Here is a 13,586-nt window from a genome sequence, read left to right as displayed (position 1 = left end):
CCGGCTTAGCGGCCCATCTTCTCGGCAAGGATACGGGCGCTCGTCGGGCCGAGGGTAAAGCCCTGGTGGCCATGGCCGAAATTGAACCACATGCCGGGGTTCTTCTCCGATGGTCCGATCATTGGCAGCATGCCCGGCATGAACGGCCGCGTCCCGCGCCAATCTTGGGCATCGACCCGCTCGCCCAATGCGAACAACTCACGCGCGGCCAATGTCGAGCGGTCGATCTGACGGCTGCTTGGCGGTGCGTCCAGCGTACTGAGTTCGGCGCCGGTCAAGACGCGCAGTCCCATCCGCATCGGCGACAGGAACGTGCCTGTCTCCACGTCGAACAATGGCAGTTTTGGCCCGTCCTTGACGTGGAAATGCCGGTGGTAGCCGCGCTTGTACACCATCGGTACGGCATGCCCGAAACGGCCAACCAGGGCGGGAGACCATGGTCCTAGGCAGACCACCACGCGCTCCGTCGTCAGGGGGCCATTATTGGACTGGACCCGCCAGCCGGCGCCTGCGCGTTCGAGACTGTTCGCATCACCGAGGACCATGGATCCTCCACGCGCCATGAAGAGATCGGCATAGTGGCGCACGAGGCCACCGGGATCCTGGCAGGACCATGAGCATGTCCAGTGCACGGCACCGGCCAATTTGGCCTGAAGTCCCGGCTCTGCGTCCGCCAGCTCGGCCCCCGAAAGGGTATGCGATGGAACGCCGTATTGGGAGCGATACCGTTCGGCTGTCGCCACGGCCTTATCGAAGCCGGCCGCCGTGCGGTAAACCTTGCGGTACCCATCCCGCGCAATGATGGCCTCGGCCCCCGATGCTGCGATCAGGCGCGCATGGTCCTCGGTTGCGCTGAGGATCATCCTCGACCAGCTCGGCGCGATATTGGCCTTATAGCCCCTCGGCAGGGAATTGCGGGCATAGCCGAGCAGGGGCACCAGCCAGTGCGGCAGGTCCCTCATGCGCCAGACCACATCATTGGTGCGTCCGGTCGCGATGGCGAACAATGTCTTGGGGTCAAGCGGAAGCGGATAGGGTTCGACCGCCTCGGCCTGGATTATCCCCGCATTGCCGAAACTTGTCTCTTCGCCCGGGCCGCGCCGGTCGAACAGCGTCACGGCGTGGCCGTTTGCCTGCAGGGCCAAGGCAGTCGAAACGCCGACCATTCCGGCGCCCAGGACGATGATTTCACTCATATGATGTAGCCAGCTTGTCTCTTCGGCTCCCCGGCCGGCGCGTCAATCTTGGTCGAAAAGGGAGACTGCTGCGCCAGTTGGAACATGTCCTGGGCGGGGACGATCCGAATCCGGATTGTCTTTGGCGGATTTGACCATGCCGAAGCGCAGGGCCGCAAGCTCGGATTTGAACGCCTCTTTCTCCCGGCATGATTGTGAACGGCCGGCATACACCCGGGCAACACCTCGGAACGGGTCATGCTCTCCCCCGTTGAGTACAGTTCAACAGAGGAGTGCCGTGCATGTTTATGAGAGTAGACAGGCTGATCACCGAGTTGCCACCGCCCACCAAACAGGACCCCAATGCCGCTGCTGCTCTCCAGGAGCTTCTCGGCGGCAAGTACGGGGAAATGTCGACGCTCGGCAACTACATGTTCCAGAGCTTCAACTTCCGCTCCAAGGACAAGCTGCGCCCCTTCTACAGTCTGGTCGCCTCGATCACGGCCGAGGAACTGGCTCATGTGGAACTCGTCAGCAACGGCGTTGCCATGCTCAACAATGGTCCCGACAAGCCCAAGGGCGACATGGGCGACGGGGGTGATATCTCCAAAACACCGTTCGAAGCCATGAACGATATCCGTCTCGCTTCTGCGTTCTTCTCCAATGGCGGCGGCGCCACACCGGTCAACGCCAATGGCGTTTCGTGGAACAATGACTTCGTCACCACGACCGGCAACGTCATCTTCGACCTGCTGCACAATTTTCATCTCGAATGCGGCGCGCGCCTCCACAAGCTGCGCGTCTACGAAACGCTGAGTGACCCCACGGGCCGCGAAGTCTGTGGCTATCTCCTGGTTCGTGGGTCGGTCCACGCCCATTCCTATGCCCTTGCCATCAAGAAACTGACCGGCGTCGATATCGAGAAGATGTTGCCGACACCCAATATCCCCCTGGCGAAAATTCCCGAGTGCCAGAAATATCTCGATGAGGGATCTCATCGTCGCCTCTACACCTGGAGCAACGAGGACTATCGCGAAATCTCCGGGATCTGGTCGAACGACGACGTGGCCTTGCCCGGTGATCCTCCGGGGCCGCTGGAGGTCGTCGAAGGCATGCCGGAAGGCGGCAAGATGCAGCAATTGCAGGGCGTGCCATCGGCCTTCACGCCCGACTACGCGCCTGAAGAATTCTACGAAATCGCGGCCAAGCTTTATAAAGCGTCACGATAGTCTATCCGACGGGGCGAGTGATTTCGTCCCGTCCTTCGCTTTCACCCGGCGCACGATGATTGCTCGTTACCAAGGGTGACCCGAGGGGCTTGGCCGGTTGAAGTGATCGGTAATGGCGAGCAGCACGACCATATGCAGGCGTTCGGGCGTCTCCGGGTCCTTCAAGCACTTCACCTTGGACGAAATGGTGAAGCGCCGCGCGCCTTTTTCCCCGCTGACCGTATAGTGCAGATATTGACGCGCAGCGTCATAAGCCGCCGCCACAATTTGGAACTGCATAGCCCTCGTCCCAAGGATATTCCGCTGCCAAGTCTAGCAGAGTTTTATCCGGAGTGCCGCTATCGCAGGGGAAAGTCCTGAGTTTGGCTTTCAATTATCCGCGCGGTCGAGGTCAGCTCAAACGAAACGCCGCCATCACCATCGGCCGGAACGCGCCGCTCTCTTCCAGCAGCCCGGCGAGCGCCGCCTCCGAAAGCCGCGAATGGATGCCGGTCCGGACCAATATTGCATCGATGCCGAAATTTGCGGCTCCCGCGATATCGTGTTCGATACTGTCCCCGATGGCGATAAGTGTTTCCTTCGCCGGCCCGCCGCAGAGCCCAAAGGCATGCTCGTAGATCGCGCTATGGGGCTTTCCAATCCATCCGACTTTGCCGCCCAATTCTTCATAGACGCGCGCGATCGCTCCGGCGCCCGGGGCGGTGCCCTTGCCGGTCAGCATCTCCATGTCGGGGTTGGTGCAGATGGCGGGCACCCCACGCTCGGCCGCTGGCCGCAACATCTCCCGGTATGACTGAAGGTCGATCCTGTCTGCCTCGCTTCCGGATATCACTAGGAGTTCCGCAGCGTCAGCCGTCGACACGTTCCGGAACTGCAGCCGGTCTGCCAGATTGGTATCTCCCCCGCTCGAAATCGTGAAGCATGGCGTTCCAATGGATGACGGCAGGCCCGACCAACCGGTCCTGACGAGGGAAAATGCAACATCTCCTGAGGTGACCAGATGGTCGTAGAGGTCTGGCCCGATGCCCAGCTTTTCCAGCCGCCTGCCATTATAGTCGCTCGCGCGGCCTGAATTGGAGAGGATGATGACAGTCTTGCCGCGCGACTTGAGAAAGGCCAATGCCGCGACGGCGCCGGGATAAGGCTTCGCCCCGTCCAGCAAGACGCCGAACTGGTCGACGAAGAACACGGCGTATCGATCGGCAAGTTCCTGCAGCGAGACGGAGGGTCCGAGCTTAGCCATGTTGCACATTCCTCAGGGCCAGGCGGGCGACACCTACGGCTGCCTCGAGCGACAGCGCTGGCAGGAAGGGTACACCGAGCCGCTTGGCCCGGATACGCTCCCAGGCTTCGTTTGCGGCGCCGCCTCCGACGGTCCGGATGGATTTGAGGGCAGGGCCGCCAAGCGCTTCGAGCATGTCGTATCCCCTTGCCTCGATATCGGCAATTCCCTCGAGGATCGCCTGGAAATAGAGGGCGTCGTCATCGGGACGCGGTGATAATCGTGGCGCGAAATCGGGATCGCTCACCGGAAAACGCTCTCCTGGTTTCGCCAGCGGATAATAGGACAATCCGCTCGGTTTTTCCGGGTCAATGCGGGCGCTCAAGGCATCGAAATCGGCGTCCGGCAGCAGCGCCTTGATCACTGCCCCTCCAGTGTTGGACGCGCCGCCGGCCAGCCACATGGAATTGACGCGGTGGCTGTAGATGCCGAATTCGGGCGCTTCGATCCGTTTCGCCGATAGCAGCTTTATAACCAGGGAGGAGCCGAGCGCGGTGACCCCGTCGCCGATTTCCGCAGCGCCCGTGGCCAGGAACGAGGCGCAACCATCCGTCGTCCCGACATGCACCCGGCAATCCATTGGCAATCCCAGCGACCGGCCCCATGCACCAATGGCGGCGACCGGGCTGCCGGCAGCTCGGACATCGGCTAGCAGATGGACAGGCAGTCCCGCCCGCTCGATCCACGCGGGCCAGGTGCGGCTATCGAGGTCGTACCCAGTTTTCAGCGCATTGTTCTCGTCGCTATAGGCGATCCCGTCGCCGAGCTGCATGGCCACCCAGTCAGCCTGATGCACGATGTGCGCGGGGGCAAGGCGCCGGTAGAGGTCGATCGCCTTGCCGAGCGGCGAACTGCCGCCCCGCGCGGGACTGGAAGGCGGCGCGTGATGCGCAATGCTGGCGAGAATATCGGGCGAGGACACCTGCGCATTGTACATCGCCGCCGCCTCGATCGGCGCACCGGCCTTGTCGAGCGCCAGCACCGTCCCTGATGTGCCGTCCACAGCCACGCCGCGCACCGCCGACAAATCCACATTCTCCCCCAGCTGCGCGAGACTGTGCTCGACGCCTTGTCGCCATTGGACGGGGTCGCTGGCCTCTTGTGGCGCGGAAAATCTGTGTGCGCCAAGGCCGAGGGCCCGGCCATCATTGTCTATCGCCGCTGCGCGGACGCCGGAGGTCCCCAGATCGATGCCGACGATAGCGGCCTTGGTCATCCCTTGGTCGCCTGCCGATCGAGGGATTGCCGGTATTTTTCGGCCTCCCAATGGGTGAGCTCGTATTCCTGTTCAGCCGAAAGATAGTTGAGGCTCTTGCCTGCCGGGATCCGCGTGATCACCTCGGCGAGGCATCGCACCATGGCGTGCCCACCCGGCGTCAGATCCGAGCGCACGAGAACCCCTTTGCCGGGAATGACCACCAGCTTGGCAGGTTCGCCAGTTTCGGACAGCGCAAGGTTTGGGCTGTCATCGAGCGTTCCAAGCTTCGTACCGAGAAAAATGACATGGTCCGGATAGAGCGAGCCACCCATGGCCATGGCCAGCGCAGCCGGGTCGAGTGCGATGTCGTGAGACTCCGGATCATCCGGCAAGCCAAACTCACCCAGCCGCCGCGCCGTCGCCTCCAGCCAGTCAATATCCGCAGCGGGAGCGGATCGCCGGGGCAGGGCGAGTGCGGCCGTCACTTCTTCCACCCGCGCTTCGGTTTCCGCGACGCTGTCGCCGCACACCACCAGCCCATGATTGGCAAGCACGAGAATATCAGGCGCATCAGCACGCACCTCGGCGATGGCCCGCGCCAGCGGCGTTCCCGGCCGGCGATAGGGGATCATCGCCCATCGCAGATGCGGCAAGCGATCCGCGAAGATTTTTGTCAGCTCGGCCTCGGCATCGCTGCAGACCGCGTGCGCCAGAGTGTTGACGCAGTGGAAATGCGCCACGACACGCTGCGGAATGGAAGCATGGACGCTCGCCTCGATAGACGGCCGCAATCCGGAGGGGTTGAGCGCGGCGACGACAAAATCGGTTGCCTTCTCCGCGCGGGGATCGCCCGCGTCAAGCGCAGCCACAAGCGGTGCGGTCTCGAGCGGAACCATGATGTCCCGCTCCAGCGCATGCGCCAGCCAGGTGCCGGATGCTTTGACCCACATCACCTCGCCGATCTTGATGGATGTATTGCCACCGGCGCCCTGGGTGCGGGTGATGTCGCTTCCCAGTCTTGCCGAGAAGGTGCTGAGGGCCGCCAGCGCCTGTGTGCTGTGCTGATCCGCTGTCATCGGCCCCTCCCGTGATGTCCATCGCGTAACGCCATGAGAAACGGTCTAGGCTAGGTGAGGAACTTTCGTCAAGGGTGATGGACTTTGATCATCACCCTCTTGCAAGCGTGAGTGAGTTGTGAATACGATGGCCCCAATGAGGCAATAAATTGCCCTGGGAGGACAGTGGCGTGATCGACTCGGATCGTCACCAGCAGATCGCCGACATTCTGAAGGATCGCCCGTTCGTGTCGGTGCGCGACCTGCAGGATGCCTTGGGCGTTTCCGCTGCCACGATCCGCCGCGACATCGAAAAGCTGCATCAGCTCGGTCGGGCGCGGAAAGTCTATGGCGGTATTTCCGCCCGCGAAGGCACGGGCGGCAAAGCCAGCTCGGCGCGCCCCTATGATGAGAACCGCGATATCGCCGTCGATGCCAAGCGCTCCATAGCCCGGCTGGCGGCCACGCTGGTGCGCGATGGAGATTCCATCATCATCAATGCCGGCTCGACCTGCTTTCATCTGGGCGTCATGTTGGCCCAGCGAAGCCTGCGCGTTTACACCAATTCCATGCCGCTCGCGGCCTATCTCGGCGATCACGGCGCCTGCCAGTTGATCCTGCCAGGCGGAGAACTGCATCGCGAGCCTGGCATCCTGGCTTCGCCGGCCAACAGCACCGTTCCTTTTTATGCCTCGCGCTTTTTCGTTGGGGCACAGGGCATCAGCGGAGAGGGGACACTGGAATCCCACCCGCTGCTCGTGCGCGTCGTGAGCGAATTGAGTGATTGGGTCGATGAGGTCGTCGTTCTCGCCGACAGCCGCAAATTCGCGATACGCCCGCGCAACGTCGTCCTGCCGCTCTCGCGTATCGGCACTTTGGTGACAGACGAGGATCTCTCCGACGCCGACGCCAAGGAACTCGAGGACAATGGCGTTACCGTTCTGATCGCCGGTCGGGGAGGGGCGGAGCAATGAGCCTCGCGGTCTTTGATCTGGGCAAGACGAACTCGAAAATGTTCGTCCTCTCGCGCGATGGGTCCATCCTCCATCAGACGAGGACCAAGCCGGTCTGGATCGATCACCAGGGGCGTCGCGTGCTCGACGATGCGCATCTGTTCGATTGGATGCAGGCGTCCCTCGCCGACATTGCCGATCAGCACAATGTCACCGGCATCATGGTCTCCGGCCATGGCTGCACTTTCGCCTTGGTCGGACCCAATGGGCTGACCCATCCCATCCTCGATTACGAGCAGGATCCGCGCCCCGAAACCGCGACCCACATAGACGCGGAAATCCCACCGTTCAGCGAGACATTCTCCCCTGTCCTGCCGCTTGGCTTCAACTATGGCCGCCATCTACTGTGGCTCGCCGAGGACGAACCTCCTTCAGTGTCCGATGCCGAATGGATTTTGAGCTATCCGCAGTTCTGGAGCTGGCGCTTCGGTGGCGCACCGTCCTCGGAAGTCTCCTATCTCGGCTGCCATTCCCATCTCTGGGCGCCGCTGGCAGATGATTTCAGCACGCTGGTCCGGAAGCATGATTGGCGGGGAAAGATGCCGCCATTCGCCCGGGCTGGGGAGCGCATCGGCTCCTACGCCCTGCGCACGCCCATGGGAACACGCCACCTCGCCGTCCACAATGGCGTCCACGACAGCAATTCCGCGCTCTATCTCTACCGAGCCCTTGGCCTCGATGACTTCACCCTCGTTTCGAGCGGCACATGGGTGATCATCTTCAACACATCCTGCCCGCTTCAGGTGCTCGACGAACGGCGCGACATGCTCGCCAACGTCACCGTCGACCGCAATCCTGTCGCCACCATCCGCTTCATGGGCGGCCGCGAATATGATCTGGTCAGCCAAGGGTGGAATGCTCCGATTTCGCTGGCGGCGCTTCACGGCGTCATCGAAAAATCGATCTTCGCCCTGCCATCCTTTGCCGCAGGCGGGCCGTTCCAGGGCATGCAGGGCCAGGTCATCGGCCCTCAGCCGACACCCGAAGAACGCGGTGCTGTTGCGCTTCTCTACGTGGCGCTGATGACCGATCTGTCGCTCGATCTGGTCCAGTCCGACAATGATCTGGTGGTCGATGGCGGGCTCGTCAAAACCGGTCTTTATGCGCCGCTTCTGGCGCAATTGCGCCACAGCCAGACCGTACTCTCCAGCCGGGAGGTAGAGGGAAGCGCGCTCGGCGCGGCGGCCCTCGCCATGGAGGATTTCGATGTCCATGCGGTCGTTGGAGATCTTGCACGCAGCGAGCCGCTGGCACTGGCCGGGCTCGATGCCTACCGCAAGACCTGGCGTCAGCTCGTCTCGACCCAACAGCGGGAGGCTGTGGCATGAGTGAGCAGACCTCGAGCGCGGCCCCGACCAGGCCCGTCCTCGAAATGCGCAATATCAGCAAGACCTTCGGCGCCATCCGCGCCCTCAACAATGTCTCGCTGACGGTCTATCCCGGCGAAGTCCATGCCGTCATGGGTGAAAACGGCGCCGGCAAATCCACTCTCATGAAAGTCCTTTCAGGCGCCTACAAGCCCGACCCGGGCGGCGAAATCCTGCTCGATGGCCATCCGGTGGCGCTGGGCGATCCGATCAAGGCCCGCGCCAGCGGTATCTCCGTGATCTACCAGGAGCTCAGCCTCGCGCCCAATCTGACCGTCGCGCAGAACATCTATCTCGGGAACCAACCCTCCCGCTTCGGCCTCATCGACACGAGGGCCACCGAAAAATCCGCCAAGCCCATCCTGGACCGGCTCGGCATCACCTTTTCCCCGCGTACCATCGTGCGAACCCTGTCCCTCGGCGAGCGGCAGATGGTGGAGATCGCGCGCGCCCTCTCCACCCAGGCGCGCATCATCGTCATGGACGAGCCGACGACCTCGCTGACTTCGCGCGAAACCGACAAGCTCTTCAGCGTCATCGAGACCCTCAAGGCTCAGGGCATCGCCATCATCTATATCAGTCACCGGATGGAAGAGATCTACCAGCTGGCCGACCGGGTGAGCGTCTTGCGCGACTCCGCCTATGTCGGCACGCTTGACCGGTCCGAACTCTCGGCCTCGCGGCTGGTTTCGATGATGGTGGGACGCGATCTCTCGTCTTTCTACAAGAAGGAGCACCGCAGCCCTTCCGCCGATCGTGCACTGGCGCTCGCCGTGCGTGATATGTCCGATGGCGCGCGTGTCCATGGCTGCAGTTTTGACCTCTACAAGGGCGAGGTTCTGGGTCTTGCGGGCCTTGTCGGTTCCGGCCGCACGGAACTCGCCCGGCTGATTTTCGGCGCCGACCGCAAGAAGTCTGGCACATTGTCCCTGGAGGGATCGCAGCTCGAGATTTCCAGTCCACGCGACGCCATCGAGGCCGGCATTGCCTACCTCACCGAGGATCGCAAGGTTCTCGGCCTATTCCTCGACATGTCGATTTCCGACAATATTTCCATCAGCGTCATCGGCGACGACGCTGGCGCGGGCCGCCTCCTGGACCGCCCTGCATCCCGGCGGCGGGCGGAAAAGGCGGTCAAGGACCTCTCCATCCGCACCGCCGGCACGAGCATCAGCGCCGGAGCCCTTTCAGGCGGCAACCAGCAGAAAGTGCTGCTGGCACGGCTCCTCCAGAAAGACCCGAAGGTCATCATTCTCGACGAGCCGACGCGCGGCGTCGACGTCGGTGCCAAGTCCGAGATCTATCGGCTTATCGACGAACTGGCCCAGCGCGACATCGCTGTCCTCGTCATTTCGAGCGAGCTTCCGGAGATCATCGGCATTGCCGACCGCGTCCTCGTCATGCGCGAGGGCCGGATCGTGGGGGAGGTACGCTCCACACCGGACAAGCCGATCGACCAGGAAACGATCATGAATTTCTCAACCGGCGCGCTGCGCGAAACCGCGGCGTGACCCCGATGTGCAATTCCTCACCACAGGCAGAACCATGACCGACGCACAAGTGAGCCCCATCGCCCAGCGCCAACGCGTTCGCGCCATGTTGGCCGCGCTCGGCATGCTGCCGGTCCTGATCATCCTCGCGGTGGGCTTTCAGCTGCTCAGCGGCCGCTTCATGAACCCGAACAATCTCTCGATTGTCATGCAGCAGGCCTCGATCAACACTGTGCTGGCGGCAGGAATGACCCTCGTCATCCTCACCGGCGGCATCGATTTGTCGGTCGGTTCGATCCTGGCCGCATCCGCCATGGTGGCGGTGATCGTCTCGCTCTTCCCCGATATCGGCCTGCTGGGTATTCCGGCCGGTCTCGCCATGGGCCTGGCCTGCGGCTTCGCCAATGGCGCGCTCATCGCCTATATGAAGCTGCCGCCCTTCATCGTCACCCTGGGCTCGCTGACCGCAGTGCGCGGTCTGGCGCGCCTGCTGGGTGCCGACACCACGGTCTTCAACCCGAACCTGCCGTTCCAGTTCATCGGCAATGGCAGCGTGCTGGGCGTGCCCTGGCTGGTGATCATTGCCTTCCTGATCGTGGTGATTTCCTGGTTCGTGCTCAAGCGCACCGTGCTCGGCACCCAGATCTATGCGGTGGGCGGCAATCCCGATGCGGCGCGCCTCACCGGCATCAACGTGCCGCTGGTGCTGCTCTTCGTCTATTGCTTCTCCGGCGTCATGGCAGGGCTGGGCGGCGTCATGTCGGCCGCACGGCTTTATGCGGCCAATGGCCTCCAGCTGGGCCAGGCCTATGAGCTGGACGCCATCGCCGCCGTCATCCTGGGCGGCACCAGCTTCGTCGGCGGCGTCGGCTCGATCTGGGGCACACTGATCGGCGCACTCATCATCGCCGTTCTGTCCAACGGGCTCATCCTCACGGGGGTCTCGGACATCTGGCAATACATCATCAAGGGACTGGTCATCATCGCTGCCGTAGCGCTGGATCGCTATCGGCTCGCCGGTGGCGCGAGGACCTGATCTACCGGTTTTCCGGCAACTCGTGGCTCGCCTTCAGCGGCCATTTCAATAGGGAGGACTACAATGAACTTTCTACCAAAGCTGCTGTGTGGCGTCGCGCTTTCCGCCTGCGCCCTGACCGGGGCCATGGCCCAGGAAAAGGAACTGACCAATGTCGGTATTTCCGTCGGCCTTCTGGGCAATCCCTTCTTCGTCGCCACCATCAAGGGCATCGAGGACAAGGCCCGCGAGATCAATCCCGACGTCCGCGTAACCTCGGTTTCCGCCGACTACGACCTCAACAAGCAGGTGTCCCAGATCGACAGCTTCATCGCTGCGGGCGTCGACATCATCATGCTCAACGCCGTTGATGCCAGCGCCATTGCCCCGGCCGTGCAGAAGGCCCGCGACGCCGGTGTCGTCGTCGCTGCTTTCGACGTTTCCGCACCCGGCGCCGATGTCACGGTGATGACCAACAATGTCAGCGCCGGCGAAAAGGCCTGCCAGTACATCGTCGACGAGCTCAAGGGCGAAGGCAACGTCATCATCATCAATGGCCCGGCTTCGTCCTCGATCATCGATCGCGTCCAGGGCTGCAAGAACGTCTTCGCCCAGAACCCGGGCATCACCATTCTGTCCGACGACCAGAATGGCCAGGGCTCCCGCGAAGGTGGTCTTGCTGTGATGCAGGGCCTGCTCACCCGCTTCGATGACATCGACGCCGTCTTTGCCATCAACGATCCCACCGCCATCGGTGCTGAACTGGCTGCCCGCCAGCTCAACCGCACCGATTTCATCATCACCGCCGTCGATGGCGCTCCCGATATCGAGGAAGCCCTGAAGAGCGGTACGTCGATGATCAAGGCTTCGGCCTCCCAGGACCCCTATGTCATGGCTGGCCAGGCACTCGAAATGGGTGTGGCCGTCCTCAAGGGTGAAAAGCCCGCCGAGGACACGATCCTGCTCGAACCCGAGCTGATCACCTCGGACAATCTCGGCACCTACAAGGGCTGGACCGCAGTCCGCTAAAACTCCCGACCAGCGGCGCGGCCCCAGGGCCGCGCCGTCTTTTTCTTTGCTTGAGGGGACCCATGAGCAAGCTAGGCATCCACTCCTTCGTCTGGAGCGCGGGATCGAGCCAGACCGAACTTGAGGCGGCACTCGAAAAAACCCGTGATAGCGGATTCAAACTCATCGAGTTTTCCTATCTCGACCCCGCCCAGGTTGACGTTCCCTGGCTCGCGCGCCGGATCAGCGATCACGGCCTCGACGTGTCCATCAGCATGGGGCTTCCGGCCGAAGGTGACGTCTCCAGCGCCGATCCCGCTATCGTCGCGCGCGGTCAGGAAATCCTCTCCGGCGCCATCGCCCTGACGCGCGATCTCGGCGGCACCAAACTCGCAGGCATATTGTCCTCGGCACACGGCAAGCAGGTCCACGCTCCAACCCTCGAAAGCTGGAAGCGCAGTGTCGACGCCGTCGCCCGCGCCGCCGAAATTGCGGCTGGCGCAGGCGTCACCCTCAACCTCGAAATCGTCAATCGCTTCGAGAGCAATTTGCTCAACACGGCCGCGCAGGGGCTTGCCTTCATCGAGGCGACTGGTGCCGATAACGTCTTCCTCCACCTCGACAGTTTTCACATGAACATCGAGGAAGCCGATATCGGCCTCGCTATCCGCAATGCGGCGGACAAGATCGGCTATGTCCATATTGGGGAAAGCCATCGCGGCTATCTTGGGACCGGCAACATCGATTTTGCCGCCATCTTCGACGCGCTGGTGGCTATCGGCTACGATGACTGGGTCACCTTCGAGAGCTTCTCCTCCGAGATCGTGGACGAAAAACTCTCGATCGCCACGGGCATCTGGCGCAACCTCTGGGACGACAATGTGGACCTCGCCAACCACGCCCGCACCTTTATCGACCTGGGCTTCGCGACTGCCCGCCGCAAGGCTGCGCTGGTCGCCAATCCCGACACGCTTTCTCCATCCTGAGCCTGCCGGCGGGAACGCTCTTCCCGCCGGGTCCGTTTCTCGCCTTTAGCGCGAGGACTATCCGGTGGCCGAATACGAGCTTCTTTACTGGTCGGTCCCCTTTCGGGGGCAGTTCGTGCGGGCCGTGCTCGCCTATGCAGGCAAGAGCTGGAGCGAGCCTGGCGATGGCAAGATCTCGGCACTGATGGCCGGGAAAGTATCCGACATGCCGGTCCCCTTCATGGGGCCGCCTGTCCTGATCGATAATCAATCCGGCTTCGCATTGTCCCAGATGCCGGCCATTATCTACTACCTCGGCGACAGCCTGGGCCTGCTCCCGACCACCCCGCAATTGCGCGGCATGACCCTGAAAGTGGTCAACGACGCCAATGATGTCATCGACGAGCTCACCCTCAATGGCGGGCGGGACATGTGGACCGAAGAGCGATGGCAGCGATCCATTCCGCGCATCGAAAAGTGGATGACGATGTGGGAGGAACTGGGTCGTCGGCATGGCCTGGCAGACGATGCCGGCTATCTGCTGGGCGGCGACCACCCGGGACTGGCTGATGTGATCACCGCAACGCTCTGGACCACGATCAGCGATCGCTTCAGCCGCCTGAAGACACTTCTGGTCGACACCGCGCCGCGGACCATGGCGCTCTCAGAGCGCATTTCTTCGCTGCCGGCGCTCGCCGAACTCCGGGCAAAGGCCCGGAGCGAGTATGGCGACGCTTATGCCGGTGGCCAGATCGGCGCGTCGATGAAGACATATCTGAACGAGTAGCG

The 13,586-nt window shown here is 62.6% G+C and carries 13 protein-coding genes; 8 read left to right on the top strand and 5 right to left on the bottom strand.

All coding sequences use genetic code 11. The features are described from left to right. Positions 1 to 5 precede the first annotated feature (5 nt). On the bottom strand, positions 6 to 1,196 hold the full coding sequence (locus tag N0P34_RS13760) for an FAD-dependent oxidoreductase (protein WP_275603798.1): 1,191 nt from the start codon (positions 1,194 to 1,196) through the stop codon (positions 6 to 8). 281 nt (positions 1,197 to 1,477) lie between these two features. On the opposite strand from N0P34_RS13760, the gene N0P34_RS13755 reads away from it, so the two are divergent. Then, positions 1,478 to 2,404: a manganese catalase family protein gene (locus tag N0P34_RS13755; protein WP_275603797.1), complete on the top strand. Its 927-nt coding sequence runs from the start codon at positions 1,478 to 1,480 to the stop codon at positions 2,402 to 2,404. Positions 2,405 to 2,470: 66 nt separating this feature from the next. On the opposite strand, the gene N0P34_RS13750 is transcribed toward N0P34_RS13755, so the two are convergent. From N0P34_RS13750 to N0P34_RS13735, 4 genes are all read right to left on the bottom strand, one after another. Continuing rightward, a complete protein-coding gene (locus tag N0P34_RS13750) occupies positions 2,471 to 2,683 on the bottom strand; it encodes a hypothetical protein (protein WP_275603796.1) in 213 nt (70 codons plus the stop codon). A gap of 112 nt (positions 2,684 to 2,795) precedes the next feature. Beyond that, positions 2,796 to 3,647, bottom strand: a complete 852-nt coding sequence (locus N0P34_RS13745) for a TIGR01459 family HAD-type hydrolase (RefSeq protein WP_275603795.1) — start codon at positions 3,645 to 3,647, stop codon at positions 2,796 to 2,798. Then, positions 3,640 to 4,902 (bottom strand): FGGY-family carbohydrate kinase, encoded by a 1,263-nt coding sequence (locus N0P34_RS13740; protein ID WP_275603794.1) that lies wholly within the window; start codon positions 4,900 to 4,902, stop codon positions 3,640 to 3,642. Before N0P34_RS13740 ends, N0P34_RS13745 begins: the two co-directional genes overlap by 8 nt. Then, positions 4,899 to 5,960 carry a class II aldolase/adducin family protein gene (locus tag N0P34_RS13735; protein ID WP_275603793.1) on the bottom strand — a complete coding sequence of 354 codons (1,062 nt, stop codon included), beginning with the start codon at positions 5,958 to 5,960 and terminating at the stop codon, positions 4,899 to 4,901. Before N0P34_RS13735 ends, N0P34_RS13740 begins: the two co-directional genes overlap by 4 nt. 170 nt (positions 5,961 to 6,130) lie before the next feature. Here N0P34_RS13735 and N0P34_RS13730 point away from each other — a divergent pair, with 170 nt between their 5' ends. The 7 genes from N0P34_RS13730 to N0P34_RS13700 all read left to right on the top strand — a co-directional run bounded on the left by N0P34_RS13730 (position 6,131) and on the right by N0P34_RS13700 (position 13,584). After that, entirely contained in the window at positions 6,131 to 6,913 is a 783-nt protein-coding gene (locus N0P34_RS13730; RefSeq protein ID WP_275603792.1) for a DeoR/GlpR family DNA-binding transcription regulator, read from the top strand. Continuing rightward, the gene (locus N0P34_RS13725; protein WP_275603791.1) at positions 6,910 to 8,280 is read left to right on the top strand and encodes a carbohydrate kinase; all 1,371 of its coding nucleotides are present in this window, start codon (positions 6,910 to 6,912) and stop codon (positions 8,278 to 8,280) included. The genes N0P34_RS13730 and N0P34_RS13725 overlap by 4 nt, the downstream gene beginning before the upstream one ends. Further along, on the top strand, positions 8,277 to 9,830 hold the full coding sequence (locus N0P34_RS13720; RefSeq protein WP_275603790.1) for a sugar ABC transporter ATP-binding protein: 1,554 nt from the start codon (positions 8,277 to 8,279) through the stop codon (positions 9,828 to 9,830). The genes N0P34_RS13725 and N0P34_RS13720 overlap by 4 nt, the downstream gene beginning before the upstream one ends. 34 nt (positions 9,831 to 9,864) lie before the next feature. Next, positions 9,865 to 10,845 carry a ribose ABC transporter permease gene (locus N0P34_RS13715; RefSeq protein ID WP_275603789.1) on the top strand — a complete coding sequence of 327 codons (981 nt, stop codon included), beginning with the start codon at positions 9,865 to 9,867 and terminating at the stop codon, positions 10,843 to 10,845. A 63-nt stretch (positions 10,846 to 10,908) separates the two neighbouring features. After that, the gene (locus tag N0P34_RS13710; RefSeq protein ID WP_275603788.1) at positions 10,909 to 11,853 is read left to right on the top strand and encodes an ABC transporter substrate-binding protein; all 945 of its coding nucleotides are present in this window, start codon (positions 10,909 to 10,911) and stop codon (positions 11,851 to 11,853) included. A gap of 62 nt (positions 11,854 to 11,915) precedes the next feature. Continuing rightward, the gene (locus N0P34_RS13705; protein ID WP_275603787.1) at positions 11,916 to 12,818 is read left to right on the top strand and encodes a sugar phosphate isomerase/epimerase; all 903 of its coding nucleotides are present in this window, start codon (positions 11,916 to 11,918) and stop codon (positions 12,816 to 12,818) included. 64 nt (positions 12,819 to 12,882) lie between these two features. Then, complete coding sequence (locus N0P34_RS13700; protein ID WP_275603786.1) at positions 12,883 to 13,584, top strand: glutathione S-transferase; 702 nt, start codon at positions 12,883 to 12,885, stop codon at positions 13,582 to 13,584. Positions 13,585 to 13,586: the final 2 nt, after the last annotated feature.

Origin of the sequence: Devosia sp. FJ2-5-3 (genome assembly GCF_029201545.1) — a bacterium.
Classification (GTDB): domain Bacteria; phylum Pseudomonadota; class Alphaproteobacteria; order Rhizobiales; family Devosiaceae; genus Devosia.
Note: the sequence above shows the minus strand (reverse complement) of the source record. Positions and strands in the feature narration are given on the sequence as shown.

What these genes read in the sequence shown, in the direction of transcription:
- N0P34_RS13760 (WP_275603798.1), bottom strand. Translation starts at nt 1,196, where the DNA reads ATGAGTGAAATCATCGTCCTGGGCGCCGGAATGGTCGGCGTTTCGACT.
- N0P34_RS13755 (WP_275603797.1), top strand. Translation starts at nt 1,478, where the DNA reads ATGTTTATGAGAGTAGACAGGCTGATCACCGAGTTGCCACCGCCCACC.
- N0P34_RS13750 (WP_275603796.1), bottom strand. Translation starts at nt 2,683, where the DNA reads ATGCAGTTCCAAATTGTGGCGGCGGCTTATGACGCTGCGCGTCAATAT.
- N0P34_RS13745 (WP_275603795.1), bottom strand. Translation starts at nt 3,647, where the DNA reads ATGGCTAAGCTCGGACCCTCCGTCTCGCTGCAGGAACTTGCCGATCGA.
- N0P34_RS13740 (WP_275603794.1), bottom strand. Translation starts at nt 4,902, where the DNA reads ATGACCAAGGCCGCTATCGTCGGCATCGATCTGGGGACCTCCGGCGTC.
- N0P34_RS13735 (WP_275603793.1), bottom strand. Translation starts at nt 5,960, where the DNA reads ATGACAGCGGATCAGCACAGCACACAGGCGCTGGCGGCCCTCAGCACC.
- N0P34_RS13725 (WP_275603791.1), top strand. Translation starts at nt 6,910, where the DNA reads ATGAGCCTCGCGGTCTTTGATCTGGGCAAGACGAACTCGAAAATGTTC.
- N0P34_RS13720 (WP_275603790.1), top strand. Translation starts at nt 8,277, where the DNA reads ATGAGTGAGCAGACCTCGAGCGCGGCCCCGACCAGGCCCGTCCTCGAA.
- N0P34_RS13715 (WP_275603789.1), top strand. Translation starts at nt 9,865, where the DNA reads ATGACCGACGCACAAGTGAGCCCCATCGCCCAGCGCCAACGCGTTCGC.
- N0P34_RS13710 (WP_275603788.1), top strand. Translation starts at nt 10,909, where the DNA reads ATGAACTTTCTACCAAAGCTGCTGTGTGGCGTCGCGCTTTCCGCCTGC.
- N0P34_RS13705 (WP_275603787.1), top strand. Translation starts at nt 11,916, where the DNA reads ATGAGCAAGCTAGGCATCCACTCCTTCGTCTGGAGCGCGGGATCGAGC.